This window comes from Rhodococcus sp. WB1 (assembly GCF_001700945.1).
Lineage (GTDB): Bacteria > Actinomycetota > Actinomycetes > Mycobacteriales > Mycobacteriaceae > Rhodococcus > Rhodococcus aetherivorans.
In genome coordinates, this window is sequence record NZ_CP015529.1 from 5,211,617 (window position 1) to 5,236,687 (window position 25,071).

General features: G+C 70.5%; 24 protein-coding genes. 9 read left to right on the forward strand and 15 right to left on the reverse strand.

Going from position 1 to position 25,071, the window contains the following annotated elements:
* Positions 1-9: 9 nt before the first annotated feature.
* A complete protein-coding gene (locus tag A4U64_RS23340) occupies positions 10-714 on the reverse strand; it encodes an AAA family ATPase (RefSeq protein ID WP_065923197.1) in 705 nt (234 codons plus the stop codon).
* Positions 715-748: 34 nt separating this feature from the next.
* The gene (locus tag A4U64_RS23345) at positions 749-1,375 is read right to left on the reverse strand and encodes an FMN-dependent NADH-azoreductase (protein ID WP_006937166.1); all 627 of its coding nucleotides are present in this window, start codon (positions 1,373-1,375) and stop codon (positions 749-751) included.
* Positions 1,376-1,576: 201 nt separating this feature from the next.
* On the opposite strand from A4U64_RS23345, the gene A4U64_RS23350 reads away from it, so the two are divergent.
* Together A4U64_RS23350 and A4U64_RS23355 are read left to right on the forward strand one after the other, a co-directional pair.
* A complete protein-coding gene (locus A4U64_RS23350; RefSeq protein WP_006937168.1) occupies positions 1,577-1,984 on the forward strand; it encodes a winged helix-turn-helix transcriptional regulator in 408 nt (135 codons plus the stop codon).
* 102 nt (positions 1,985-2,086) lie between these two features.
* Positions 2,087-2,923, forward strand: coding sequence for a helix-turn-helix transcriptional regulator (locus A4U64_RS23355; protein WP_029547020.1), 837 nt, complete (start codon positions 2,087-2,089; stop codon positions 2,921-2,923).
* On the opposite strand, the gene A4U64_RS23360 is transcribed toward A4U64_RS23355, so the two are convergent.
* Genes A4U64_RS23360 through A4U64_RS23375 form a run of 4 tightly spaced genes read right to left on the reverse strand, consistent with a single transcriptional unit; the run spans position 2,869 to position 5,861 of the window.
* Positions 2,869-3,531 (reverse strand): HAD-IB family hydrolase, encoded by a 663-nt coding sequence (locus A4U64_RS23360; RefSeq protein ID WP_065923198.1) that lies wholly within the window; start codon positions 3,529-3,531, stop codon positions 2,869-2,871. The genes A4U64_RS23355 and A4U64_RS23360 overlap by 55 nt on opposite strands.
* A complete protein-coding gene (locus A4U64_RS23365) occupies positions 3,528-3,779 on the reverse strand; it encodes an acyl carrier protein (protein WP_006937172.1) in 252 nt (83 codons plus the stop codon). Before A4U64_RS23365 ends, A4U64_RS23360 begins: the two co-directional genes overlap by 4 nt.
* On the reverse strand, positions 3,760-4,824 hold the full coding sequence (locus A4U64_RS23370; RefSeq protein ID WP_065923199.1) for a beta-ketoacyl-ACP synthase III: 1,065 nt from the start codon (positions 4,822-4,824) through the stop codon (positions 3,760-3,762). The genes A4U64_RS23365 and A4U64_RS23370 overlap by 20 nt, the downstream gene beginning before the upstream one ends.
* Complete coding sequence (locus A4U64_RS23375) at positions 4,821-5,861, reverse strand: AvrD family protein (RefSeq protein ID WP_051359233.1); 1,041 nt, start codon at positions 5,859-5,861, stop codon at positions 4,821-4,823. The genes A4U64_RS23370 and A4U64_RS23375 overlap by 4 nt, the downstream gene beginning before the upstream one ends.
* 198 nt (positions 5,862-6,059) lie before the next feature.
* Between A4U64_RS23375 and A4U64_RS23380 the strand changes: the two genes are divergently transcribed.
* Positions 6,060-7,046, forward strand: a complete 987-nt coding sequence (locus A4U64_RS23380) for an LLM class F420-dependent oxidoreductase (protein WP_029547015.1) — start codon at positions 6,060-6,062, stop codon at positions 7,044-7,046.
* 15 nt (positions 7,047-7,061) lie between these two features.
* On the opposite strand, the gene A4U64_RS23385 is transcribed toward A4U64_RS23380, so the two are convergent.
* Positions 7,062-8,615: a SpoIID/LytB domain-containing protein gene (locus A4U64_RS23385; RefSeq protein ID WP_043801815.1), complete on the reverse strand. Its 1,554-nt coding sequence runs from the start codon at positions 8,613-8,615 to the stop codon at positions 7,062-7,064.
* 320 nt (positions 8,616-8,935) lie between these two features.
* Here A4U64_RS23385 and A4U64_RS23390 point away from each other — a divergent pair, with 320 nt between their 5' ends.
* Positions 8,936-10,990 (forward strand): N-acetylmuramoyl-L-alanine amidase, encoded by a 2,055-nt coding sequence (locus A4U64_RS23390; protein WP_065923200.1) that lies wholly within the window; start codon positions 8,936-8,938, stop codon positions 10,988-10,990.
* 90 nt (positions 10,991-11,080) lie between these two features.
* On the opposite strand, the gene A4U64_RS23395 is transcribed toward A4U64_RS23390, so the two are convergent.
* The gene (locus A4U64_RS23395) at positions 11,081-11,902 is read right to left on the reverse strand and encodes a Cof-type HAD-IIB family hydrolase (protein ID WP_065923571.1); all 822 of its coding nucleotides are present in this window, start codon (positions 11,900-11,902) and stop codon (positions 11,081-11,083) included.
* A gap of 87 nt (positions 11,903-11,989) precedes the next feature.
* A complete protein-coding gene (locus tag A4U64_RS23400) occupies positions 11,990-12,751 on the reverse strand; it encodes a lysophospholipid acyltransferase family protein (RefSeq protein ID WP_006944520.1) in 762 nt (253 codons plus the stop codon).
* 173 nt (positions 12,752-12,924) lie between these two features.
* On the opposite strand from A4U64_RS23400, the gene A4U64_RS23405 reads away from it, so the two are divergent.
* A complete protein-coding gene (locus A4U64_RS23405; protein ID WP_006944523.1) occupies positions 12,925-14,475 on the forward strand; it encodes an MBL fold metallo-hydrolase in 1,551 nt (516 codons plus the stop codon).
* Positions 14,476-14,514: 39 nt separating this feature from the next.
* On the opposite strand, the gene A4U64_RS23410 is transcribed toward A4U64_RS23405, so the two are convergent.
* Both A4U64_RS23410 and A4U64_RS23415 read right to left on the reverse strand, forming a co-directional pair.
* The gene (locus A4U64_RS23410) at positions 14,515-15,492 is read right to left on the reverse strand and encodes a hypothetical protein (protein ID WP_065923201.1); all 978 of its coding nucleotides are present in this window, start codon (positions 15,490-15,492) and stop codon (positions 14,515-14,517) included.
* Between the two features lie 11 nt (positions 15,493-15,503).
* The gene (locus A4U64_RS23415; protein WP_029547010.1) at positions 15,504-16,682 is read right to left on the reverse strand and encodes an MFS transporter; all 1,179 of its coding nucleotides are present in this window, start codon (positions 16,680-16,682) and stop codon (positions 15,504-15,506) included.
* 168 nt (positions 16,683-16,850) lie between these two features.
* Here A4U64_RS23415 and A4U64_RS23420 point away from each other — a divergent pair, with 168 nt between their 5' ends.
* Complete coding sequence (locus A4U64_RS23420) at positions 16,851-17,270, forward strand: PaaI family thioesterase (RefSeq protein ID WP_202917463.1); 420 nt, start codon at positions 16,851-16,853, stop codon at positions 17,268-17,270.
* A 31-nt stretch (positions 17,271-17,301) separates the two neighbouring features.
* Positions 17,302-17,694, forward strand: a complete 393-nt coding sequence (locus A4U64_RS23425) for a hypothetical protein (protein WP_006944530.1) — start codon at positions 17,302-17,304, stop codon at positions 17,692-17,694.
* A 99-nt stretch (positions 17,695-17,793) separates the two neighbouring features.
* Here A4U64_RS23425 and serS read toward each other — a convergent pair whose 3' ends face one another.
* The gene (serS, locus tag A4U64_RS23430; protein ID WP_029546990.1) at positions 17,794-19,056 is read right to left on the reverse strand and encodes a serine--tRNA ligase; all 1,263 of its coding nucleotides are present in this window, start codon (positions 19,054-19,056) and stop codon (positions 17,794-17,796) included.
* Positions 19,057-19,098: 42 nt separating this feature from the next.
* A complete protein-coding gene (locus A4U64_RS23435) occupies positions 19,099-19,488 on the reverse strand; it encodes an ankyrin repeat domain-containing protein (protein ID WP_043798768.1) in 390 nt (129 codons plus the stop codon).
* Between the two features lie 48 nt (positions 19,489-19,536).
* On the opposite strand from A4U64_RS23435, the gene A4U64_RS23440 reads away from it, so the two are divergent.
* Entirely contained in the window at positions 19,537-20,613 is a 1,077-nt protein-coding gene (locus tag A4U64_RS23440; protein ID WP_006944536.1) for a septum formation family protein, read from the forward strand.
* 13 nt (positions 20,614-20,626) lie between these two features.
* Positions 20,627-20,965 carry a metallopeptidase family protein gene (locus tag A4U64_RS23445; RefSeq protein ID WP_006944538.1) on the forward strand — a complete coding sequence of 113 codons (339 nt, stop codon included), beginning with the start codon at positions 20,627-20,629 and terminating at the stop codon, positions 20,963-20,965.
* Between the two features lie 265 nt (positions 20,966-21,230).
* On the opposite strand, the gene A4U64_RS23450 is transcribed toward A4U64_RS23445, so the two are convergent.
* Positions 21,231-22,568, reverse strand: a complete 1,338-nt coding sequence (locus tag A4U64_RS23450; RefSeq protein ID WP_006944540.1) for an MFS transporter — start codon at positions 22,566-22,568, stop codon at positions 21,231-21,233.
* Positions 22,569-22,594: 26 nt separating this feature from the next.
* Positions 22,595-24,916 (reverse strand): cytochrome P450/oxidoreductase, encoded by a 2,322-nt coding sequence (locus A4U64_RS23455; protein WP_065923202.1) that lies wholly within the window; start codon positions 24,914-24,916, stop codon positions 22,595-22,597.
* Positions 24,917-25,071 lie beyond the last annotated feature (155 nt).

Consider the following 25,071-nt stretch of genomic DNA (forward strand, 5'->3'; position numbering starts at 1 on the left):
CCGGCACCGTCAGACTCCCGCCCGTGCGGTCTCGATCCGGGTGTCGAGGGCGGCGTACTCGTCGAGCGCCCGGGCAACGGCGACGTCGACCGGCAGCACCGGGGTGAAGCCGAAGAGCTCGGTGATCCGCTCCAACCGGGCCGGCAGGTCGCCGCCCACCACGTGGAACGGAATCGCCAGTTCCGCCATGATCTCCTCGAGCATGCGGTCGGCCCGGGCACGGAAGTGCTCGTTGACCGGACGATGCCCGTCCGCGCTGAGCGGCAGCTCGTTGGGCAGGTGCACGAAGGCGTCGAACGTCGCCTTCACGTGCCGCTTGAACGCCTTGCCCAGTTCGGCGACGACGTCCTCGAAGTAGGCCAGTTCGGGCGTGCGCGGCACGGGTACCCCTTCGCCCAGGCCCACCGACTCGTTCGGATTGATGCCGTAGGTGACCCGAACGGAGCCGTAGATCCACTCCTGCAGCGACGAACCGTCGGAGATGAACCCGTCCCACAGGTTCCGTTCGTGGATCGCCCGATCGACGTGCCGGACGACGATCATCTGCAGCAGCTCCGCGGACGTGCATTCCTCGAGCGTCTTGCCGGGGGCGGCCTCGGGGAGGATCTCCCGCATCGTCTTCGCCCGGGTACGGGGGATGCCCGTGTACTCGGACAACGCGATCGAGGTCAGTGTCTTTCCGGAGGAATAGGTTCCCGAGATTCCCAAGCGCATTGCGCGTGCCTTTCCGTCGCGGTGTTCGCGGTGGTCAGAAGTTGGCCGCGAGCTTCTGTGCGTGCGCCACGTGGCCGGCCAGGTCCTCGTCGGGGGCGCCGGTCAGAACGGTCGGGGCGAACCGGACGACCTCGGTGTCGGTGATGCCGACGAAGCGCAGCCAGTCGTCGAAGAAGGTGGTGGCGAAGTCCGCGCCGAACTCGAGCGGCACGCCCGGCGCGTAGACCCCGCTGGTGTAGACGGCGAGAGCCCGCTTGCCGGTCAGCAGCCCCTCGTATCCGGTGGCGGGGTCGAAGCCGAACGCCCAGCCGGGCTGCGTGACGATGTCGATCCACTGCTTGAGGACGTACGGCACACCCGCGTTCCACATCGGCACGTTGAACACGTACACGTCGGCCGCCGCGAACCGGTCGAACACGGCCCGGGCCGCGTCCCACGCCGCCTTCTGCTCGGCGGTCTGTTCCTGACCGCCGAAGACGGCCATCTTGGCGTCGGCGGCGACCGTGCCGAACTCCGGCAGGTCCGCGGAGAACAGGTCGAGGGTGTCGACCTCGAGGTCGGGCCGGCGATCCGCCAGCGCCTCGACGAAGGCCCGTGCGATGGCGAGGGACTGGCTGTGTTCGCCACGGGCAGAGGCGTTCACATGCAGGAGCTTGGTCATCGGGATCCTCTCGGAAGATGTCGTCGCAGGCCGCGGGTGCCGACGAGCAGGCCGCCACCCGCACACGCAGCTAGGCTGCAGGGGACAGCATCATCCGCGTGCCGCGGCAGCTCAAGACGGCACTTTCGAGTGCCTCGGGCACCTCGAGGTTCCCGGGCTGCGGCGGGGCGCGGGTGCGGGGAACGGTTACGGGGGAATTCGATGACGACGACCGCCGGTGAACGACGCGAGCGGGAGAAGGCCCGGTACAGCATCTACCTGGCCGGATGCCCGGCACGTCAGGTGCTGGAGACCTTGAGCAACAAATGGGCGACGCTGATCCTGTCGGCCCTGACGGACGGCCCGCGGCGGCACAGCGAACTGCGCCGCACGATCGCCGGCGTGAGCCAGAAGATGCTCACCACCACGCTGCGGACCCTCGAGCGTGACGGTGTCGTGGAGCGGACGGTGACGCCGTCGGTCCCGCCGCGGGTGGACTACCGCCTCACGCCCCTCGGCGAGTCCCTGGTCCCGATCGTCGCCGAGATCAAGGACTGGGCGGAGTCGAACATCGCCGACATCCTGGTGCATCGCGAGGAGTACGACCGCGCGACCCGCAACACCGGGTGACGTGGTCCGCCGCACCGACTCCCTGTGATTTCGAACGCAGTCGACGCCCGCGACGGCGGGCGGCATTGACCTGCCGCACCGTCGTCGATTGGATTCACGCCTGTGAACGCGACGTCGAAGGAAAATCGCAGAACCGAGCTGAGCATCTTCCTCCGTCGACACCGGGCCCGGCTGTCGCCCTCGGATGTGGGCCTCGTCGCCTCGGGCCGGCGGCGCACGCCCGGTCTTCGCCGTGAGGAGGTCGCGGCGCTGGCGAACGTCGGGCTCTCCTGGTACACCTGGCTCGAGCAGGGCCGGCCCATCAACGTCTCATCCCAGGTGCTCGACGCGATCTCGCGCGCATTGAGCCTCGACGACGCGGAGCGGATCCACCTGCGGCTGCTCGCGGGTGTGCCCGACCGGTCTCCGAACACGCAGCAGCGCAGCACAGTTCGCGACGATCTGCTCCAGTACATCGTCGACGGTTTCCGCGAGCCGGCCTACATCGTCAACCGGCACTGGTGCGTGGACGTGGCCAACATCCCGGCCCGGGACCTGCTCGACGTCCGGGCGGGCACCAATTGCCTGGTCCGGTTCTTCACGGAAGACGGTCGCGCACAGCGGTACTGCGATCCGGAGGCCACGGCGCGCAGTCTCGTCGGCCGGTACCGTCTCCAGGTGGCGCGCTACGTCGACGATCCCGTGTTCGCCGAGACCGCGCGCCGGCTCTGCCGGGAGAGCGAGGTGTTCGCCGCGCTGTGGGACGAACGCTCCGTGTGCGCGGAACCGCCCGAACTCCTCGCCTTCCGCCACGAGGAGTTCGGACGCATCGACTTCCGCACCGTCTCGTTCCCACTCGGGTCCGATCCGAGCCGGGCCCTCGTTCTACAGATTCCCGAATCCGGCTATCGGTCCACCGGTTCGGACACGCCGGTGCGGATCGAACGCGTCGCGGGATAACCGGGCATCCCCTCCCCCACCACGACGCGTTCCCCCGCCAGATCGAGCATCGGCGCATCCGAGACGTGGTCCCCGTACGCGATCGAGCGGCCGAGATCCGTTCCGTGGGCACGGGCATACGCCGCCACGGCGCGCGCCTTGTCCGGGCCCAGCATCGTGGCGCGCACGACGCCGGTGTATCGCCCCGCGGACGAATCCAGGTCGGTGCACAGCACGGCCGCCGCACCGATGTGTTCGGCGATGGGATCCAGGGCCGGCGCGAAGGACCCGGAGACGAGAACGATTGCGAAACCGTCCGAGGTCCGCGCGGCGAGGTCCGCGAGCACAGCTTCGTGGAAGAACCCGCCCTCGGACAGTTGTCGCGCGAACCACCGTCGGCCCGCGGCCGCGACCTCGGCGAGCGAACGACCCTGCCACCACGTGTAGTACGCCCGGTTGGTCACCGCTCGCGGCACCCCGCGCGCCCTCAGCGACCGCAGTCCGGCGAGGTGCGCCCGCGCCTGCCCGCCGACGCCACGCTCGGCGCCGTCGAACAGCAGTAGCGAGAACAGCGTCACCTGCGCGACGAGCGTCTCGTCCACGTCGACGAACGCGCATCGTGCGGTCACGCCGTCGCGACGTCGTCCACCCGCAGGCGGTTGACCAGGTCCGCCACGCCCTGGAACGTGTGCGCCGCCACCATGTCCTCCTCCGCGACGTCGATCGCGTACCGGGCGGACAGGATCGACCCGAGCTCGACGAGCACCAGGGAGTCGCAGCTGAGGTCGTCGAAGGTGGTGTGTTCGTCGATGGGGCCGGAGAATTCGGGAAAGTGCTCGTCGACGACGGCCGCGATGTCACGATACGAGAGAGTCATCCTGCGCTCCTGTGTGAGAGTGGGAAGAGATGAGGTGCGGCCACGTCACCGCGGCCGCGCCCCAGGTGGTTCCACCGCCGAATGCGGTGAGGATCATGCGTTCTCCCGCCCCGATCCGCTGGGCGGCGTCGGCGAGGGCGAGGGGAATCGACGCCGCGCTCGTGTTGCCGACCCGGTCCAGGTGCACGAGGGCGCGTTCCGCGGGCAGCCCGAGCCGGTAGGACACCGATCGGAGGATCCGGAGGTTGGCCTGATGCGCCACGAGGCGATCCACCGCCGCCGGTGTCCAGCCGACCCGGCCCATGACGGAGGCCGCGGACTCCGACATCGCCGCCACGGCCGCCTCGAACACCCGCTTGCCCTGCATCGTGAAGTAGCGGTTCCATCCGGTCGAGGCGGATTCGCTGGTTCGTTCCCGGGAGCCGCCCCCGGGCACCATGATCAAGTCCGCCTGTCCCCCGTCGGAACCCAGGTGGGTCGCGAGTACGGCACCGTCCTCGTCGCGGTGTCCGGCCCGCAGCACCATGGCGCCGGCTCCGTCGCCGAAGATCACCGCCGTGTTCCGGTCCCCGGGATCGAGAATCGTGCTGAAGGAGTCGGCTCCGACGACGAGCACCCGCTCGGCACCGCCCGAACGGATCGTCGATTCCGCCAGCATCAGGGCGTAGAGGAAGCCGCTGCACACGGCCGCGACGTCGAATGCCGGGACCGGCCCGAGGCCCAGCCGGCTGGCGACGCTGGGTGCGGTTGCGGGACAGGGATGGTCGGGGGTGGTCGTCGCCAGGATCACCATGTCGACCGCGTGTTCTCCCGCGGACGCCAGGGCTCGCCGGCTCGCGGCCACCGCGAGGTCGCTCGTGGCGGTGCCGGCGGACACGAAGTGCCGGAATCCGATTCCGGTCCGCTGGCGGATCCACTCGTCGCTCGTGTCGAGGCGGTGCTCGAGCGCCGTATTGGGGATCGCCTCCCCGGGAACGTATCCGCCGATTCCCGCGATCACGGCGGCGCGCGTTCCCCGGTCGCGGTCGCCCGCTGCGGTGGTCACCGCAGGTCCGATCCGGCGGCGGGCGCCGGCAGTTCGTGCGCGACCGAGCAGCGCACGGCGGTGCCGTTCCGCTCGGAGACGATGTCGCACGCGCGCCACAGCGCGCCGCCACGGGCGAGGGAGCGGAGCGCCTCCAGCGCCACGGTGACGGGCACCTCGGCCTCGGTCTGCACGGCCGGATCGGTGGTGTGCAGAACCGTGCGGCGCATCCACAGCGTGTTGCTCGTGGCGCGGTCGATCCCGTCGAGTTCGTACATCAGGATCTGGCCGAGCTGCAGGGTCTCCACGAATGCGTCGACGAGCGTCACGTGCGGCTCGTACCGCGCGGCCAGTCCGGCACCGGGTATGCCGTCGCCGGGGCCGGCGACGAGCCTCGACCGGGCGTGCGCGACGGTACCGTCCACGCGGATGTCCTGCGTGCGCATCTCGTGGGTGCGGTACCCGTCGGCGTAGGGTCCGGCCGCGTGGGCGAGCAGACGGTCGGCCACGGCCGGGTCGAGTCGCGACGCGGGCGTCCCCACTCCGGGATGGACGACCTCCAGCTCGACCGCGAAGCCGGCGACCCGCACCCGCACCGCGTCCACGCACGCACTCCGTCCGGCGTGCTCGGCACGACCGGGCTCCACCTCGGATCGGACGTGTTCGGCTGTCACGTCCAGGTTTCCGAGGTCGTGCTCGACGGGCGCGGCGGCCGCGCGGATCACCACCGACCGCACCCACGCCGCCGCCAGATCGGCCTCGTCGAGACCGTACGCGGCCCCGATCACCGCGCCGGCCGCCCGCGTGGCGACGAGCAGAACGTCGATCGTGCTCAGGTGCGGGCGCTGCGCCGTCGTACCCTTCGTCGACCAGTCCGACGGGCATTCCACGCCGGCATTCGCCCTGATCCCGGTCGCCGGATGGTCGAGGAGACCGGCGAAGCGGAGGTTCTGCCGGACTCGGCGATAGCCGGCCCCGAAGAACCTGTCCTCGGCCGGACCGAGGTATCGGCTCGGTGAGTCCAGCGTGAAACTGCCCTGTGCCACGGCCGCTGCCATGTGTCTACCCCCAGATCACATCGGTGTCCGAACACGGTGTCCGGCACCATCGTGAACCGGCGTCGCCGCCCCAGCCAGGGTGTGTCGATCCTGGTGTCGGCACCACCACGCTGCGACCGGCCCCGACGCGGTTCGGCCGGCATCCGCGTCACCTTTCGTTGGCGCACAGGCACTTCGGAGGCGCTACGGTTGCGGTCCGTGAGCATCCGACTCGGTTACCAGATCCCGAACTTCACCTATCCCGGACCGGCCACCGGCATCTTCCCCACCGTCGCCGCCCAGGCCCGCGCGGCCGAGAGATCCGGGTTCGACACGGTGTTCGTGATGGACCACTTCTATCCACTGCCCCTGATCGGTTCGCCCGACGAACCGATGCTCGAGGCGTACTCGACGCTCGCGGCGCTCGCGGCGGTGACGACGTCGATCCGGTTGTCGGCGTTGGTCACCGGCAACACGTATCGCAACCCGGCCCTGCTGGCCAAGACGGTCACCACGGTCGATGTGATCAGCGGTGGCCGCGCCGTGCTGGGGCTGGGGGCGGGCTGGTACGAGTTCGAACACCGGGCCTACGGTTTCGAGTTCGGTTCGCTCCGTGAGCGGTTCGAACGCCTGGGGGAATCGCTCGAGATCGTCGTGCCCATGCTGCGGGGCGAACGCCCCTCGGTGGACGGCAGGTGGTACCACACCGAGGACGCCCGGAACGAACCCCGCCTGCGCAACGACCTGCCGGTGCTGATCGGCGGCGGGGGCGAACGACGGACGTTCGCCTTCGCGGCTCGTTGGGCCGACCATCTCAATATCCTGTGCGCCGCACGCGAAATACCGCGCAAGCTGGCGGCCGTCCGGGCGCGATGCGCGGAGCTCGGCCGCGACCCGGCGTCCCTGGACGTCAGTTACCTCGGCTACGTGATGATCGACGAGAACGGCGATCGCGCCCGCGATCTGCACCGGCAGTTCCTGCTCGCCCGGGGAATCGACCTCCGCCGGCTCACGGAGCGCGAATCGGCGGCCGCCACCGATCGGCACTTCGTGGGCACACCGGCGGAGGTGGCCGAGGAGTTCGATCACCGGGTGCTCCGGCACGGCATCGACCGACTGATCGTCAATCTCGTGACGAACGGCCACGAGGAGGGGATCGTCGAACTCACCGGCCGCACCCTCACAGATCTGCTGGCCGGCCGGTGAGCCGGGGAGGAGACGCTACTCGGCGCTGCCGGTGCCCGGCAGCCACTCGCGCATGATGCTCGCGTCGATCACCTGGGCGCCGAGGTCGGGGGTCCAGACGATGATGCCGCCGGTGAAGACGCGGAACTTGCCGCGTTCGTCGGGCAGCATGAGCTCCGGCCCGACCGGGGTGCCCAGGGTGCCGTCGTGCCCGCCGAGCTCGAGGTACTTCTCCTCGATGGGTGAGCCCTGCCCGGTCTCGAAGGGTTCGTCGCCGACCTCGGGGCCGGGTTCGGGCGCGGGGGTGGACGGCGGAACCGTGGCGTCGGCACCCTCCTGGACGGTGAACCAGTCGGAGCGCAGGCCCAGTTTGGCGCGCGCCTCGGCACCGGTGGTCTCGACCGTGCGGTCGGCACCGACGATGCGCACGTGGGTGACGCGGCCGCCGTCGGCGCCGAGGTTGTTGCGGCCGACGATCTCGAAGGCCTGCAGTTCGCCGACGCCGAAGGCCGTGCCGATCTCGCCGGCGGTCATCGTCTGGGCCCACTGCCGGTTGGGGGCGACGGCGTCGCCGAGGTCCTCGACGGACGGGAAGGCGCCGCCGGCGGAGTAACCGCCGGTCGAAGCGGAGAACTCGCTGGCGACGACCTTGCCGTCCTTCATGAGGACGGTGCCGCGGGTCGAGTTCACCGCCTCGTTCGTGCGCGGGTCCTCCTTGGCTGACCCTGCGTACACCTGGCAGTTCTGGCTGTCGCACGTCTGCCACAGCGGCGAGCGGTTCTCCGCCGCGGCGTAGGAGCGGGCGGCGATGGCCTGCGCGCGCAGCGCCTCGGCGCCGCCGGTGTCGGCCCAGCTGGGCAGCGACTCGGCCGGGACGACACTGAGCAGGTAGTCCTCCATCGACAGCCGGTTGACGGTGCGCGGCGCGGAGCCGTCGAGGACGACACCGAGGGAGCCGCGGTAGGGTGCGCTGTTGCCGCAGAGCTTGAGGTGTTCGGCGACGGGCCGGGCCTCGCCCATGTCGACGGGGTCCACCCACGGCAGGTCGGCGCGGCCCTGCCACAGCACCTCGCCGGAACAACCGGCGGTGACGACGACGTCCGCTCCCCCGTCCGCGGTGGGCGTCAGGTGGGCGGCCTCGCCCGGCCCGGTCTGCCGGCCGGCGACGGTCATCCCGGTGTCGGAGTACACGTCGAGGGGCGCGTCGTCCTGCCCGACGAGCCGGACCGCGATCATCGTGTTCTCGGGAAGGGCGCCGAGGGTGGTGCCGCCGTAGTAGTGACCGAGGATCCGGTCGGCGGACCAGCCGTGCTCGGTGGCGTAGCCGTAGGCGCCCCACTGGCCCATGCCGCGACCGTGGCCGTGACCGAAGCCCACGAAGGTGAAGGGGGTGTCGGCGGCCACGGCCTGGGCGACGTCGGGTTCGGCGTGCACGTGCAGCACCCCGCCGATTGCGGCGCCGACCAGCAGCGCGGGGGCGAGGCCGATCGCCGCGGCGCGGGCCGTGGCGGGCCGCCAGCCGTTGCGGAGGGGGCGCCCGACGACGAGACGCCGCCGGCGATGGGTCCGGCGGATGGACTTTCGTGGCATGCGCTGCACTCCCTCGTTCTCGCACCGTGTGCCGCCCGGACGCAGGTCCGCGCGTATCGGACATTCGAGACGGATCCTCAAGCTCAGGTTGAGGCTTAAGGTTGTCTGCGACTAGTGTGGCAAGAGTGACTGAATGAAGCAACAACAGCCACGCCAGTAACACCAGAATCACAAGTTGCACACGATTCTCGGCCGTTCCGCACTTCGGGTCGTCCGGATGACGGAGGATTCGGTTCGATTCGAGCCGGCTCCTCGGCCTCGGCCGAGCGCCGCCCGGACGAGGCCGAGGACCGCCGCGAACACCGACAGGGAGAAGCACCGTGCCGCATCGCCGACCGAAGCCGTCGATCGTCCTGGGTGCCGTCGCCGCCCTGGCCGTCGCCAGCCCATTCGCCGTCTACGGCGTCACGAGCACCACATCGGACGTCCGCTCCACCAACGAGTCCGTCCCCATCGTCGTACCGCCCGAGATCGCCGAGGTCGTCCTCGCCTCGGTGCCCGACATCGTGATCCCGATCCACGAACTCACCGGCCTGAACCTGCCGGACCTGAGCCTGAAGGAACTCGCCGCGGGCCTGCCGGAGATCACCGCGCCCGCCCCGTCGACCACCCCGGCGCCCGCACCCGCAGCCGCCGACGTCGTCGATCGCATCGGCGCCACCGTCAAGCAGCTCACCCGCGACGCCCCGTTCAGCATGATCGCGCTGGCCGCGAAGGACGTTGCCGACACCGACGCACGCATCCGGGCCCAGCGCGACGACGGCAGCTGGGGACCGTGGACGGCCACCGAACCGATCGACACGAGCCGCTCCGACCGGACCCCCGACGAGCGGGCCGGCACCGAACCGATCTACGTCGGTGCCACCAAGGCCGTGCAGGTGCTGCTCACTCCGCGCCCGGCGCCCGAACCGACGCTCGCCGGCGCCGAGATTCCCGCCCCGGCCGCGCCGCCGACCGCACCCGCCCCTGCACCGGCGCCCGCTCCGGCCCAGCCGGAGCTGGGCTATGCGCCGGCGTCGTCGTCACGGCCGTTGCACGCCCAGGAACCCGCGCGGGCCGCCGCCGACGACGTCAGCGCCGTGCTCATCAACCCGGGATCGAGCAGCGCCGACGCCGCGCTCGAGGACATCGCCGGTCCGGTCGGAGGGTCCGGACCGAAGGTGATCACCCGAGCGCAGTGGGGCGCCGACGAGTCCATCCGCTGCCAGGACGCCACCTACGACGACGAGCTCGGCGGTGCCACCGTGCACCACACCGCCGGCAGCAACGACTACTCCAAGGCCGAATCGGCGGAGATCGTGCGGGCCATCTACGCCTACCACGCCCAGACCCTGGGCTGGTGCGACGTCGGCTACAACGTGCTCGTCGACCGCTACGGCCAGATCTTCGAGGGCCGCGCCGGCGGCCTGGACAAGCCCGTGCAGGGCGCGCACGCCGGCGGCTTCAACGAGAACACCGTCGGCATCGCGATGATGGGCGACTTCTCCAACGTCGAACCGCCGAAGGCCACGGTCGACGCGGTGGGCCGCTTCCTCGGCTGGCGGCTCGCCAAGGCCGGTCTCGACCCCAAGGGCGAGACCACCATGTACTCGGAGGGCACGTCGTTCACCCCGTACCCGCAGGGCGCGGCCGTGGACCTGCCGATCATCTTCGCGCACCGCGACGTCGGCAACACCAGCTGCCCCGGCGACTCCGGTTACGCGAAGATGGACGAGATCCGTGACATCGCGGCGGCCACCGCGGCCGGACAGAGCACCACGCCCAGCACCCCGAGCGACGACTCGTCCGACCTCGTCACCGACAGTCCGCGCGCGCAGCTGCCCGACGTCGACGCGGGGGCCCCGGCCACCGGATCGGCGGACCGCCTGCCCGACACCGGCTCGGCCGAGAAGGTCGCGGACCTGGTCGGAGAGCTGATCCGGCTCACCGACAACTCGCCGCTGGCGCAGAAGTGGATCGCCGAGGGCGGCGAGACCGGCCGCCTGGGGACCGCCGTGTCCGGGATCCTGCCCGCCAAGGCGGGCTACGAGCGCGCCGAGTTCGTCAACGGCGCCATCTACACCTCGCCGAACGGCGGCGTGTGGACGGTGCTCGGCGAGATCTACAAGACGTGGCAGCGCAGCGGCCTCGACGCGGGCGAGCTCGGCCTGCCGACCAGCGACGAGTACCGCGTGCCGGACGGCTGGCGTTCGGACTTCGAGTTCGGCTCGCTGATCTTCAACGAACTCACCGGTGCGGTGACGAAGGTGCTGCGCGCCTACAACGACGCGTACGAACAGGCGGCGCCGCAGCCCGCCGGCGCGCCGGCCCCCGCCCCCGAGGCCCCGGCACCGGCACCCGCCCCCGAAGCGCCGGCACCGGCGCCGGTGCCCTAGCCGGCCGCCGGTCCCCTCGCCGGTGCCCTAGCCGGCCGCCGGTCCCCTCGCCGGGGCCCTAGCCGGCCGCCGGTCCCCTCGCCGGGGCCGTCACCGCCACCAACGCTCGAGGATGCGGGCTACCCCGTCCTCGGTGTTGGTGGCGGTGACCTCGTCCGCGGCCGCCTTCGTGTCCGGGTGCGCGTTCTCCATCGCGACCCCGTGGCGCGCCATCGACAACATCGGGATGTCGTTGGGCATGTCCCCGAACGCGACGATCCCGTCGGCCGCCACCCCCAGGTGCTCGGCCATCAGCTGCAGGCCCGACGCCTTCGTCACCCCCGAGGCGGAGATCTCGATCAGGCCGTTGTCCGTGGAATAGGTGACGTCCACCAGGCCGCAGAGCTGCGGGGCCAGCGCTTCGGCCATCTCGTGGCTCGTCGCCGACGCCATCCGGATCAGCAGCTTCACCGCCGGCTCGGCGATCACCTCGTGGTCGGCGAGCTCGGTGTTGTCCGGATTCAGCCACGCATGCTCGTAGCCGGGGGCGCTGACGAACTGCGGCGTCGCGGCGTCGTGGGCGCTCGCCCCGATCCGCTCGGCGGCCAGACCGCAGCCGGGCAGCACGCTGTTGGCGACGTCGGCAACCCAGGCCAGCTCGTCCGCGGAGAGCACGGCGGCGCTCAGGACCCGGTCGGCGGCGCTGTCGTAGAGCACCGCGCCGTTGGCGCACACCGCCATGGGCGCGAAACCGAGTTGCTCGATCACCGGCGGAATCCATCGCGGCGGACGGCCGGTGGCCAGGACGAACGGCGTCCCGGAGGACACCACGGCCTGCACCGCCGCGCGGGTACGGCCCGAGACGCGCTCCTCGTCGTCGATGAGGGTGCCGTCGACGTCGGTGGCAACCAGGCTCGGCAGATCTCGGCTCACTTCGCCATTGTGCCGGTCCGCCGCGACACGGCGCATCCGGACGACCCGGGCGTCACCGCGCCGCGGGCCTCACCGCGACTGTCGTCGTCACCGGTCGGTGCCGGCATCCTTCTGCGCCCGGCGGGCCTTGCGCGCGGCGGTGTCGGCGTCGTCGAGCGCCGTGGCCTCCGCGAGCGTGGGCGCGGTGCCGCCGAGCCGGGCGGGCACCCAGTACGCACCGGCTTCGTGGACGTAGCTGCCCTGCAGTTCCCGCAGCATGCGCTCCATCGTCTCGTGCAGCTCCGCGGTCAGCTCCGACGCCGACGCGTTCGGCGCGATGGGTTCGCCGACGGCGATCGAGATCGGCGTCTTCGTGCGGCCGAGGCGCTTGGGGTGCCCCTTCGTCCACACCCGCTGGGACCCCCACATCACCACGGGGATGATCGGCACGTCCGCCTCCAGCGCCATCCGCGCGGCACCCGTCTTGAAGCCCTTGATCTCGAAGCTGCGGCTGATCGTGGCCTCGGGGAAGACCCCGACCAGCTCGCCCGCACGCAGCGCCGCCACCGCCGCGCGGTAGGAGTCGGCGCCGTCGGCCCGGTCGACGGGGATGTGCTTCATGGCCCGCATCAGGGGACCGGAGATCTTGTGGTCGAAGACCTCCTTCTTCGCCATGAACCGGATGTAGCGCTTGGAGGTGCGGGCGGGCAGGCCCGCGTAGGTGAAGTCCATGTAGCCGACGTGGTTCATGGCGATCACGGCGCCACCGACGGCGGGGATGTTCTCGGCGCCGGTGACGGTGAACTTCAGTCCCTGCGCGGCGAAGACGGTCCGGGCGAGGCCGATGACGGTCCGGTAGAAGGGTTCCACAGTCGGTCAGAGTAGCCGGATCGGCGGCTGCGGGCTCCGCCCGATGTCCGCCGCCCGCCCGATTCGGGATCAATGGCCCGTATCCGGCCCGGGTTCACCGCCTGGGCGCGGCGCCGCACCGGCGTCCCCCTACGCTGGGTGGTACGTCGGTCAGCACGTCAGGAGGCAACGAAGTGCAGATCACCAGCGTCGGACACGCCGGGTTCCACATTCAGACCGCAGCGGGATCGATCCTGTGCGATCCGTGGGTCAACCCCGCGTACTTCGCGTCGTGGTTCCCCTTCCCGGACAACACGCAGTTGGACTGGGACAAGCTCGGCGACGTCGACTACCTGTACGTCTCGCACCTGCACAAGGACCACTTCGACCCGGAGAACCTGAGCAAGCACGTCAACAAGGACGCGACGGTGCTGCTGCCCGACTTCCCGGTCCCGGACCTGCGCCGCGACCTCGAGCAGCTCGGGTTCACGAAGTTCCTCGAGACGACCGATTCCGTCAAGCACACCGTCAGCGGCCCCAAGGGCGACCTCGACGTCATGATCATCGCCCTGCGCGCGCCCGCGGACGGGCCGATCGGCGACTCCGGCCTCGTCGTCTCGGACGGCGAGACCACGGTGTTCAACATGAACGACGCCCGCCCGGTCGAGATGGACTCGATGCTCGAGGCGTTCGGTCGGATCGACGTCCACCTGCTGCAGTACTCGGGCGCGATCTGGTACCCGATGGTCTACGACATCCCCAAGCGCACCAAGGCGAACTTCGGCAAGCAGAAGCGCCAGCGCGGCATGGATCGCTGCCGCAGCTACATCGACCAGGTCGGCGCGACGTGGGTGGTCCCGTCGGCCGGGCCGCCGGTGTTCCTCGATCCGGCGCTGCGCCACCTCAACGACGACCACGGCGACGAGGGCAACATCTTCCCCGACCAGATGGTCTTCCTCGAGCAGATGCGCCTCCACGGCAACGACGGCGGCGTGCTGATGATCCCCGGTTCGGTGCTCGAGGTGCACGGCAGCACGTCGATGACGCTGACCCACCCGATCCCGGACGCCGACGTCGAGCGGATCTTCACCGACAAGGCCGCGTACATCGAGGAGATGGCGCAGCGCCTGGCCCCGGTGCTCGAGGCCGAGAAGGCGACGTGGGCCCCCGCCGAGGGCGAGCCGCTGCTCGGCCCGCTCAAGGCGAAGTTCGAGCCGATCATGGCGCAGTCCGATCTGATCTGCGACGGCATCGGCTACCCCGTCGGCCTGGTGATGGGCGAGGAGACGGTCGTGCTGGACTTCCCCAAGCGGGTCGTCCGCGAACCCATCGAGGGAGAAGGCAAGTACCGCTACGGTTTCCGCATCGCGCCGGAGCTGGTGCGCACGGTCCTGCGCGACGACGAGCCGGACTGGGTGAACACCATCTTCCTGTCCACCCGCTTCGAGGCGTGGCGTGTGGGCGGCTACAACGAATTCCTCTACACGTTCTTCAAGTGCCTCACCGACGAGCGGATCGCCTACGCGGACGGCTGGTTCGCGGAGGCCCACGACGATTCCGCGTCGATCGAGCTGGGCGGGTTCGAGATCCAGCGCCGCTGCCCGCACCTGAAGGCCGACCTGTCGAAGTTCGGTGTCGTCGAGGGCACCAGCCTCACCTGCAACCTGCACGGCTGGCAGTGGGACCTCGTGACCGGCCGCTGCAAGACCTCCCGCGGTCACGAGCTGCGCTCCCGCAAGCTCTGACCCCCCCGTCGCGTGGGTGTGGCCGAATGTCACATGGGTTCAGTTCGATCGAACGCGTGTGACATTCGGCCGCAGCACGTTCGGCAACAGTGCCGGCACGGCGAGCACCAGCGCCCCCAGCGCGACGAGCGCATACGGCCACCACTGCCGCTCGGCGGTCGTCTCCGCCGCCGCCGCGACGTCGCCCGACGACGCCGGGGCCGGCGACTTCGGCAGCGCGGCCGTCGCTTCCCGCACGTTGTCCGAGACTCCCTCGATCACCCCGGTGACCGGGCCGACGCCGTCCACGAGCTGTCCGGTGCCGTCGACGAGCTGCCGGCCGCCGTCGTCGAGGAGCATCAGCCCGTCGCGTAGCTGCCGCGAGCCGTCGGCGGCCTGCACCATGCCGGCGACGAACTGCGCGTCCGGGTCGCTCAATTCGTAGGCGAGCTGCCGCGCGCCGCCGCGCAGCTGCTCGAGCTGCGCGAGCGTCTCCGGGCCGAGCCCCTCGGTGTTCAGCCGTCCGACGAGCCCGTCGAGCCGGGCGGCGGCCTCCTGGGACACCGGGTCGGGCGACTGCCGCAGGGTGCCGGCGACGACGGTCAGCTGCTCGGTCACGCCCGCCTGCATCTCCCCGAAGCCGGTGAGCCGGTCGACGACCTGGTCGACGCCATCGCTGACCTGGTTCGCACCGTCGCCGAGCAGGCCCACCCCGCCCTGGAGCTGACCGAGCCCGTCGGCGAGCTGCTGCCCACCCGCGCTGGCCTGCGCGAGCCCGTCGGCGAGCTGGTGGGCGCCGTCGTCGAGCTGGCGGCTGCCGTCGGTGAGCTGCCCGACCCCACCGCCGAGAAGCGCGAGCGGCAACCCGGCCTGCTGAAGGTTGTTGCGGGTGCCGGAAAGCGGGTCGCCGGTCGCGGCGGGCGGTGCGTCGGCCGGCGTCGCGACGGCGGGCGCGTCGGCGTACGCGAAGGCGGAACCGGTACCGATCAGGCCGAGACCGGCGGCGACGAACAGGGCGGGAACGAGACGAGCACGCATGGCGGAGGACGTTAGTCCGGCGAATTAAGAGGGGACTGAGACGGCGGCAGCCACCGCACCGCCGCGACGGCCAGGCCGAGCAGGGGCACCGCCCACGCGGCGAGCACCGCCGCCAGCGGCAGCCAGACCGTTCCGAGCGCGAAGCCGGCGTAGACCGCCACCGACGCGACCTCGCCGACGAGGCCCGACACCGACGTCACGGTCGCGCGGGCGGTCCCGCTCATCGCGTCCTGCATCCGCGCCTCGGCGACGATCATCGCGTTGTGCAGGGCGCCGTAGCCGATGCCGATCGCCACGAATCCCGCCGCGCCGCCGAGCGCGGCACCCGCCGCCAGCAGCACACCCCCGGCGGCGATCACCGCCCCCATGGCGCGACCGGTCATTGCCGCGGTGCGGCCGGCCGTCGCGGCGCCGAGCACCTGTCCCGCAACGGTGATCGCCACCAGCACCGGCGCCGCGGACGTGCTCGAGCCACCCTCGCGCGCCAGCAACGCGAAGTACTCCTCGAACGCGAGGCACGCCGACAGCAGCGCCGCGAGCAGCACCGCGCGGCGCACCACGGCGCTGCGTCGCGCCTCGCTCGTCCCGGCGTGCAGCACCGCCAGGTAGCGGGTCACGAAAGCGCCTGGAACGGCGCCTGTCTCGTCCGCCGAGGCGTGACGGGGGGCGGCCGGCAGGGTGAGGACGAGCAACCCGTTGCCGATGGTGATCGCCACCGACAACCACCCCACCGTCGCGTAGCCGCCCACCGCGAACAGCGGCGCGGCCGACAGCGTCGCGACGAGGACGCACAGCGTCTCGCCGGCGTTCGCGTAGCCCAGTACCGCCGGATACCGGTGCGCTGCCCCGCGTGCGGACAGTTCGTCGTACACCAGGGCCTCGAACGTCCCGGACTTCAGCGACTCGCTGATCCCCCACGCCACGAAGCCCGCCGCGAACCCCCAGTAGCCCGGGAACAGCAGCCACAGGGCGAAGCCCGCGGTGAACAGGACCGCGCTGAGCAGCAACAGGCCCCGGCGGGACACCGTGTCGGCCCACGCGCCCGACGGCACCTCCGCGACGAACGCCACGACGGACCACAGCACGAAGAGCGACGAGATCTCGCCCGTACCGAGGCCGTGGTCCTCGAACAGCAGGGCGTACAGGCCGTAGAGCGGCACGAGTTCGCGGGTGGCCGCGTACGCCACCACACGAACGGTCAGGGAAGAGGCGGAGCCGGATCAACATCGGTGGCGCATGGCTCCAGGGTGGCACGCGCGGACGGGTTTGTCACCGCGCGATACGGTCGGCGGGTGACCGAACGCCAGCGCACCTACACGTGGGACGACCCCGCCCCGACGTCCGCCGCGAACCGCGACATGCAGGGCCTCGACTTCCTGCGCGGCCTGATCGACGGCTCCATCCCGCACCATCCGACGTCGCGCACGCTCGGCTTCCGGGTGACCGACGCCCGCGAGGGCTGGGTGGAGGTGAGCATGGAACCGCAGGAGTTCCACGCCAACGCGGTGGGCAGCGTGCACGGCGGCGTGATCGCGACGATGTTCGACACCGCGATGGGGTTCAGCGTGTCGAGCACGCTCGAGGCCGGTGTCGGGTACACGACCCTGGACCTGCAGGTGCGGTATCTGCGGCCGGTCCAGGCCGGCAACGGCGTCGTCCGCGTGCACGGCATCTGCGAGTACAGCGGCCGTCGCACCGCCACCGCCCGCGGCGAGGCCCGCGACGAGAACGACCGGTTGCTCGCGACCGCGTCGACCACCTGCCTGATTCTGCGCTGACAACCGTCGCCGGACCCGCACACTGAAGTGCATGAGCGTGGAACGCATCGCACTGGACCGCTTCTTCACCCTGTACGGAGAGGCGCTCGCCGGGTTCGACGCCGAGGCCTCGGCCGCGCTGTGGGGTGAACCGGGCACGATCCTGACGGATTCGTTCGCCGGATCGCTGGCGAACCGGAAGGAGATCACCGAGGCGCTCACGCAGAGCAACGAGACCTACCGGAAGCACGGCCTCGCCGGTGTGGGGCACGAGTTGCTCGACCTCTCCCCGGTCACCGACAAGATCGTGCGGGCCCGGGTGCGCTGGTCGTTCCGCGACGCGAACGACGCCGTGATGGCCACCAGCGACTACGAGTATCTGCTGCGCGACGACCCCGACGGCCTGCACGCGTACGTGGCCGTCGGCTGCGACCCGGGTAGCTGAGGGCGTCGGCCCTCCCGGGCGGGGTGACCGAATGTCACATGCGTTCGATCCGAGCGAACCCATGTGACATTCGGCCGCCACCCCACGCGGCGGAACGCCTCAGGCCGGCGGTTCGAGCACCTCACGCCCGACGAACGGCACGAGCGCCGACGGAACGCGCACGGACCCGTCGGCCTGCTGGTGGTTCTCGAGGATCGCGACGAGCCAGCGGGTGGTGGCGAGCGTGCCGTTGAGGGTGGCGGCGATCTGCGGCTTGCCGTTCTCGTCGCGGTAGCGCACGCCGAGGCGACGAGCCTGGAAGGTGGTGCAGTTCGACGTGGACGTCAGTTCCCGGTAGCGCTCCTGCGTGGGCACCCACGCCTCGCAGTCGAACTTGCGGGCCGCCGACGAGCCGAGGTCACCGCCCGCGACGTCGATGACCCGGTACGGCACCTCGATCGCGGCGAGCATGTCGCGCTCCCACGCGAGCAACCGCTGGTGTTCGGCGGTGGCGTCCTCGGGCTTGCAGTAGACGAACATCTCCACCTTGTCGAACTGGTGGACCCGGATGATGCCGCGGGTGTCCTTGCCGTAGCTGCCGGCCTCGCGGCGGAAGCACGACGACCAGCCCGCGTACCGCTTCGGACCGCCCGACAGGTCGAGGATCTCGCCGGAGTGGTAGCCGGCGAGCGGCACCTCCGACGTGCCGACGAGGTACAGGTCGTCGTCGGCGAGGTGGTAGATCTCGTCGGCGTGGGCGCCGAGAAAGCCGGTGCCCTGCATGATCTCCGGCCGCACGAGCACCGGGGGGATCATCATCTGGAAGCCGTTGGCGACGGCCCGCTGGGCGGCGAGCTGCAGCATGCCGAGCTGCAGCAGCGCGCCGTAACCGGTGAGGAAGTAGAACCGGGCGCCGGAGACCTTCGCGCCGCGCTCCATGTCGATCAGTCCGAGCGATTCGCCGAGGGTCAGATGGTCCTTCGGCTCGAAGTCGAAGGTGGGCAGCTCACCGACGGTCTCGAGGGTGACGAAGTCGTCCTCCCCGCCGGCGGGGGCGCCCTCCTGCACGATGTTGGAGATCGCCAGGTGCGCGCGCCCGAGCGCCTCCTCGGCGGCCTGCTGCTCGGCCTCGAGCTTCTTGACCTTCGCGGCGAGTTCCTTCGCACCGTCGAGCAGCGCGGGCCGTTCCTCCGGGGACGCCTGCCCGACCTTCTTGCCCAGCGCCTTCTGCTCGGCGCGGATGTTGTCGCCGGCCAGCACCGCGGCACGGCGGGCCGCGTCGGCCTCGAGCAGCGCGTCGACGAGACCGGGGTCCTCGCCTCGGGTGCGCTGCGAGGCACGGACGGCGTCGGGGTTCTCGCGGAGGAACTTGAGGTCGATCACGAGGTCACAGCCTACTCGGCGCCGTCTGCGGCCGATTCCGACCTACTGTGCCCACAGTTGCAGGCAGTCCTCGCGTTGGAACATCCTCGCCGAGTCCACGGCGTTCGGATGTCCGGCGTAGGGGTCGGCTCCGGCGTCGGTGAGCACCCGCACGACGTCGATCGCCCCTTTGAACACGGCGCCGGCGATCGGCGACTGCCCGCGGTCGTTGAGCCGGTCGACGTCGGCGCCCCGTTCGATCAGGGTCCGCACCGCGTCGGCGTGACCGTGGTAGGACGCCAGCATCAGCAGGGTGTCGCCCTTCTCGTTGCACAGGTTCACCGGCACCCCGGCGTCGACGTAGGCGGCGAGCGTCTCGACGTGCCCGGCGCGGGCGGCGTCGAACAGGCGCTGCGCGATCTCCTGGACTTCGGGATCGATGGGCTCCGTCATGTGCACCGAAGTTACCCGGGGCGCCGCGCACAGGCATGATGGACGGTGATGGCCGAGGAGAGTGAGCAGCAGTCCGATCGGACGACACCGTCCGCGTCGCGGGTCCGGGGCGCCCCGTCCGCGAAGCTGACCCGTCGCGCCTTGATGCTGGTTGCGGCGGGCGCGGTACTCGCGGCGCTCGTCACCGCGGTGGTGGCGGGATTCGGCGGGTCCGACGACGAGCCCGGCGGTTCGACGAGTGCCGTCGTCACCACCGGCGCCGTGGCCGGCGAGGCCTTCGGCACAGCCGTCGCAGGCGACTGCCTGACCTGGACGGAGATCGATGCGAGCGACCTCGCGAAGGTGGACTGCGCCGAGTCGCACCTGTTCGAGGTGGTGAAGGACATCGACCTGAGCGTCTACCCGGGCGCCGAGTGGGGTCCCGGGTCGCGCTTCCCGTCGGTGCTGCGTTTCACCGAACTGCGCGACGAACTGTGCGCACCTGCCGCGATGAACTACCTCGACGGCCGGTTCGACCCGCACGGCAAGTTCAGCGTGGGCCTGATCAACCCCGGTGAGGCGGGCTGGGCGGCCGGTGAGCGGACGCTGCGCTGCGGCCTGCAGTTCTCCTCCACCACAGGCAACCTGCTGCCGATCAAGGGCACGGTCGCCGACCAGGACCAGTCCAAGGTCTGGGACGTGGGCACGTGCATCGGCATCAACAACGGGGTGCCGGCGGACCCGGTGGACTGCGCCCAGCCGCACGCCTTCGAGGTGATCTCCGTGGTGGACCTGTCCGGCCAGTTCCCCGGCGGTCTGCCGAGTGTCGAGGACCAGGACAAGTACCTCGAGGGGACGTGCACCGAGAACGCCAACGCCTACCTGGGCAGCCCCGACGCGCTGCGCAACAAGACCCTCACACTGTTCTGGGACAACCTGGACTTCGACAGTTGGCTGGCGGGCAGCCGCAAGGTCAACTGTTCGGTGGGCAAGCAGGTCGAGGGCGGCGGATTCGCGTCGGTCACCGGCACGGCCGCGGGCGACATCCTCATCGACGGCCAGCCGCCGGTGCCGCCGCCCGCCGCGCCCGAGGGCCGCTCGCTGCCGACCCCGCTGCCGGGGGCGGCGCCCGTTCCGGGCGCCTGAGGTGGCCGCACGGATGGGCGACGAGCGGTTCGACGAGCTCGTCGGAGAGGCCCTGGATCTGATCCCACCGGAACTCGCCCGGGCCATCGACAACGTGGTGGTGCTGGTCGAGCCCAGAAACGAGGAAGAGCCCGATCTGCTCGGGCTCTACCACGGGATCGCGCTCACCGAGCGCGACAGCCACTATGCGGGCGCGCTACCGGACACCGTGACCATCTATCGCGACGCCATCCTCGACATCTGCGACTCCGACGACGACGTGGTGCACGAGGTCGCGGTGACGGTCATTCACGAGATCGCTCACTACTTCGGAATCGAGGATGCTCGGCTGCACGAGCTGGGCTGGGGCTAGTGGACCCGTAACGGGGTCCGGTCGCGCCGTACTTCGGCTTGCGCTGCAGAAAGTGCGGACTGATCGTCGAAATGATCAGCAGGGCGAGCGTACCGATGATCACCTCTGCGACGACGATGTAGACGAAAGCAATACCGACGATCTTTGCGATCTCTTCCATGTCGATCACCTCCGGTCCGACCGTACCGCGGGACGGCCGTCCGGACGGGGTAACCGGGACGGCCGTTGCCGGGCGGCGTCACGGCCGCCCGGCAACGGTGTCCGGTCACTCGATGCGGTCGAGATCGATGCCCTTGGTCTCGCGGCTGCTCAGCACCGCGACGACGGTGATCATCATGGTCACCACCAGGTACGCGATGACGGTCCCGACGCCGAAGCGGTCGATGAGCCAGACGGCGATGAAGGGCGCGGGCGCGCCGGCGATGATGGACGACCCCTGGAACACGAGCGACGAGCCGGCGTACCGGTAGCGGGTCGGGAACAGTTCGGTGATCCAGGCCGCCTCCGGGCCGGCGAGAGCACCGTGGAAGAAGGCACCGACGCACACACCCACCCACAGCAGCGGCACGCTCTGCATCTGCACGAGCCAGAAGAAGACGGGCGCCCACACCACGAGCACCACGGCGGGCACCAGCATCGCGATGCGGCGGCCGACCCGGTCGGACCACCGGCCGCCACCGATCATGCCGACGAACTGGAACACCGACGCGAAGGTCACGGCCAGTATCACCTCGCCCCGCGCGAAGCCGTGGTAGGTGGTGGCGTACGCGATGACGAAGACGGTGTAGACGTAGAAGGCGATGTTCTCGCCGAGCCGCATGCCGATGCCGAGCAGCACCGGGCGCGGACGGGACAGCGCCTCGACGATGCTCGACCGGGACTCGGTGCGGCCGGCCGCGGAGGCCTGCGCCGCCCGGAACACCGGGGACTCCTCGACGCCGTGCCGGATCCAGAAGCCGATGATCAGGAGCGGAATCGCGAACAGGAACGCGATCCGCCAGCCCCATGCGTCGAACGAGTCGGCCGGGAGCAGGAACACCAGGGCCGAGACGACCACGGCGGCAAGCACGGTGCCCGACGGTGCGCCCGCCTGCGGCCAGGACGCCCAGAAGCCGCGGCGCTTCGGCTCGCCGTACTCGCTCACCAGCAGCACGGCCGCGCCGAATTCACCGCCGAGCGCGAAGCCCTGGATCATGCGCAGCGCGACGAGCAGGACGGTGGCCCAGATGCCGATCTGCTCGTAGGTCGGCAGCAGCCCGATCGACGCGGTGGCGGTGCCCAGCATCACGAAGGTGATCACGAGCATCGGCTTGCGGCCGAACCGGTCGCCGAGATGGCCGAAGACGATGCCGCCGAGCGGCCGGGCGATGAAGCCGAGGCCCTGGGTGGCAAGGGCGAGAAGCAACTTGGTGATGCCGTCGGATCCGGGGAAGAACAGCGGGCCGAGGACGGTGGCGGCGAGAATGCCGTAGATCGCGAAGTCGTACCACTCGAGCACGGCACCGGCCATGCTTCCGGTGAGGACCCGTTTGAAGCTGCTGCGTGGCACGTCCGGCGCGGTGGGCGCGGTGCGCACGGCGATCGGGTCGAGCGTAGATCCCATGACGGATCCTTTCGAAGGTCGGTGATTCAGAGTCGCAGGGCCAGCCGGTCGCCACAGGCACGCGAGCAGCAGGTCATCATCTGCCGGTTCGCCGCCCGCTCGGCCTTGGTCAGCACCGTGTCGCGGTGGTCGACCTCGCCGTCGAGGACGGCGACCTCGCACGAGCCGCAGAGGCCTTCCTCGCAGTCGCTGGGCACGTCGATGTTGTTGGCGCGCAACGCGTCGAGGACGGTCTGGGTGGGTTCGACCCGCACGGTCAGCCCCGAGTCACGCAGTTCGAGGTCGAAGGCGTGCTCGACGTCCGGATCGAGCGCCGCGAGGGACGAGGTGAAGTGCTCGACGTGCAGCGCCCCGTCGGGCCAGTTCCGGCTCGCGTCCTCGAGTCCGGCGAGCAGCCGCCCGGGCCCGCACGCGTAGATCTGGACGCCGGGGGCGGGCTCGGCGAGGAGGGCGGCGAGGTCGATCCGGGTGCCTTCCTCGGACACGTGCAGGGCGGCCCGGTCACCGTGCCCGGCGACACGCTCGAGATAGGCCATGCCGGAACGGTTTCGGCCGCAGTAGTGCAGTTCGTAGCTCCACCCCCGGGCGCGGGCGTGGTCGGCCATGGCCAGGACTGGGGTGATGCCGATGCCGCCGGCGACGAACACGTAGTGCTCGGCGCCGGGGTCGAGCGCGAAATGGTTCCGAGGGCCGCGCATCCGGAGCGGGCTTCCCACCTCGAGCTGTTCGTGGATGTAGCGCGAACCGCCGCGGCTCTCGGGATCCAGGTGCACGGCAATCTCGTAGCTCGGCGCATCGGGCGCGCCGCACAGGGAGTACTGGCGCGACAGCGCGCCGAGGTCGAGGTCGATATGGGCGCCGGGAGTCCACGTGGGCAATGTCTTTCCGCCGGCGTCGCGCAGGACGAGGCGCAGCACGTCGTCGGCGATCCGGTCCAGGCGCTCGACGGTGACGGTGCGGGACACCGCCCGGGCGGCGGGTTCTCCGATGGTGACCGGTTGATGCCGGTGCAGCACAGCAGGATCGGTGCGCTCGGGATTCGCCTGCGGATCCCACTGCACCCACACGTGGTCGGGTCCGCGGAAGGACGTATTCGGCAGGTAGGTGAACTCCTGATCGGGTACGAGTTCCATGTGGGGAAGCCGCGTGGTGAGTTCCTCGAGGAAGATCTGCATCTCCATGCGGGCCAGGTTCTTGCCCATGCACTGGTGGCTGCCGTACCCGAAGGTGAGATGGTCGCTCGAGTTCGGGCGCCGGATGTCGAACTCGTCGGGGCGCTCGAAGTGGCGCTCGTCGTGGTTGGCGGACGCGTTGACGACGAGCAGCTTGGCGCCGGCGGGGATGTCGACGTCGCCGATGCGGGTGTCGGCGGTGGACACCCGTCGCCACGCCGCCACGGACCCGGAGTGGCGCAGGCACTCCTCGACGGCGTTGGGGATCAGCGACGGATCCGCGCAGATCTCCTCCCACACCGCGCGGTTCTCGAGCAGCAGCTTGAACGCGTTCGCGGACGCGTTGGCCGTGGTCTCGTGCGCGGCGACGATGCCGGCCATCATCATCGAGTGCAGGTAGGAGTCGGTGACGACGTCCGGCATCTCCCGCTGCTTGCGGATCCCGTAGGGCATCCAGCCGTGTCCCGACGGGTCCTGCCGCATCTTCTCGAGCACCGTGCCCGCGTACTGCCAGAACCTGCCGACCGCCTCGGCGACGGCCACCTGCTCCTCGGGCGCGGGGCGGCCCCAGGTGTTCACGGTGTGCGCGATCGAGTACTTGCGCATCGTCGCCATGTCCTCCTCCGGCACGCCGAGGAAGTGCAGGGCGACGGTGAGCGGAACCTCCCACAGCATCTCGTCCACCAGGTCGGCCTTGCCGGATTCGACGAAGCGGTCGACGTATTCGCGCGTGAGCCGTCGCACCATCGCCTCGTGGTGCGCCAGTTCCTTCGGGGTGAACGGATCCATGAGCGCGCGGCGGCGCGGCATGTGGGCGGGCTCGTCCTCGTTCACGAGGGTCCGGGCCATGGCGTAGTCGTACCGGGCGAGGGTGGCGGTGGCCTCCGCCGAGACGGGAGTGATCTTCTCCAGCGCGATCGCCGGCGAGAACAGGATGTTGTCGCGGAACACCGCCTTCACATCCTCGTACCGGGTGACGACCCAGTAGCCGAGTTCGGGGCTGTAGAACACCGGCTCCTCGTCGCGGGACCAGCGCAGCGACTCGGCCGGATCGGTCTGGTACGCGGAACCGAACGGATCGAACGCCGCGGCGTTCGCCGACACCGGGCAGCCGCCCGCCAGGGCCGCGTGGTCGACGGGACACGCCGGCGCCGACGCCGGAACTGATGCACTCATGCTGACACCGAAAACCTCTCCAACAGCACTGTTACTTTTATCGAACAGTTTCGTCCTATATACGGACATGCAGCAGAGTAAGAGGCGTCACAGAAGACGTCAAGCGGGATCCGCGGTCACAGCAGCCGGGCCCACGTCCGCAGGACTCCCCGGCA

What these genes read in the sequence shown, in the direction of transcription:
- A4U64_RS23435 (WP_043798768.1), bottom strand. Translation starts at nt 19,488, where the DNA reads ATGACGGAGCCCATCGATCCCGAAGTCCAGGAGATCGCGCAGCGCCTG.
- A4U64_RS23420 (WP_202917463.1), top strand. Translation starts at nt 16,851, where the DNA reads ATGCAGGGCCTCGACTTCCTGCGCGGCCTGATCGACGGCTCCATCCCG.
- A4U64_RS23445 (WP_006944538.1), top strand. Translation starts at nt 20,627, where the DNA reads ATGGGCGACGAGCGGTTCGACGAGCTCGTCGGAGAGGCCCTGGATCTG.
- A4U64_RS23375 (WP_051359233.1), bottom strand. Translation starts at nt 5,861, where the DNA reads ATGGCAGCGGCCGTGGCACAGGGCAGTTTCACGCTGGACTCACCGAGC.
- A4U64_RS23385 (WP_043801815.1), bottom strand. Translation starts at nt 8,615, where the DNA reads ATGCCACGAAAGTCCATCCGCCGGACCCATCGCCGGCGGCGTCTCGTC.
- A4U64_RS23440 (WP_006944536.1), top strand. Translation starts at nt 19,537, where the DNA reads ATGGCCGAGGAGAGTGAGCAGCAGTCCGATCGGACGACACCGTCCGCG.
- A4U64_RS23450 (WP_006944540.1), bottom strand. Translation starts at nt 22,568, where the DNA reads ATGGGATCTACGCTCGACCCGATCGCCGTGCGCACCGCGCCCACCGCG.
- A4U64_RS23410 (WP_065923201.1), bottom strand. Translation starts at nt 15,492, where the DNA reads ATGCGTGCTCGTCTCGTTCCCGCCCTGTTCGTCGCCGCCGGTCTCGGC.
- A4U64_RS23455 (WP_065923202.1), bottom strand. Translation starts at nt 24,916, where the DNA reads ATGAGTGCATCAGTTCCGGCGTCGGCGCCGGCGTGTCCCGTCGACCAC.
- A4U64_RS23365 (WP_006937172.1), bottom strand. Translation starts at nt 3,779, where the DNA reads ATGACTCTCTCGTATCGTGACATCGCGGCCGTCGTCGACGAGCACTTT.
- A4U64_RS23425 (WP_006944530.1), top strand. Translation starts at nt 17,302, where the DNA reads ATGAGCGTGGAACGCATCGCACTGGACCGCTTCTTCACCCTGTACGGA.
- A4U64_RS23345 (WP_006937166.1), bottom strand. Translation starts at nt 1,375, where the DNA reads ATGACCAAGCTCCTGCATGTGAACGCCTCTGCCCGTGGCGAACACAGC.
- A4U64_RS23340 (WP_065923197.1), bottom strand. Translation starts at nt 714, where the DNA reads ATGCGCTTGGGAATCTCGGGAACCTATTCCTCCGGAAAGACACTGACC.
- A4U64_RS23350 (WP_006937168.1), top strand. Translation starts at nt 1,577, where the DNA reads ATGACGACGACCGCCGGTGAACGACGCGAGCGGGAGAAGGCCCGGTAC.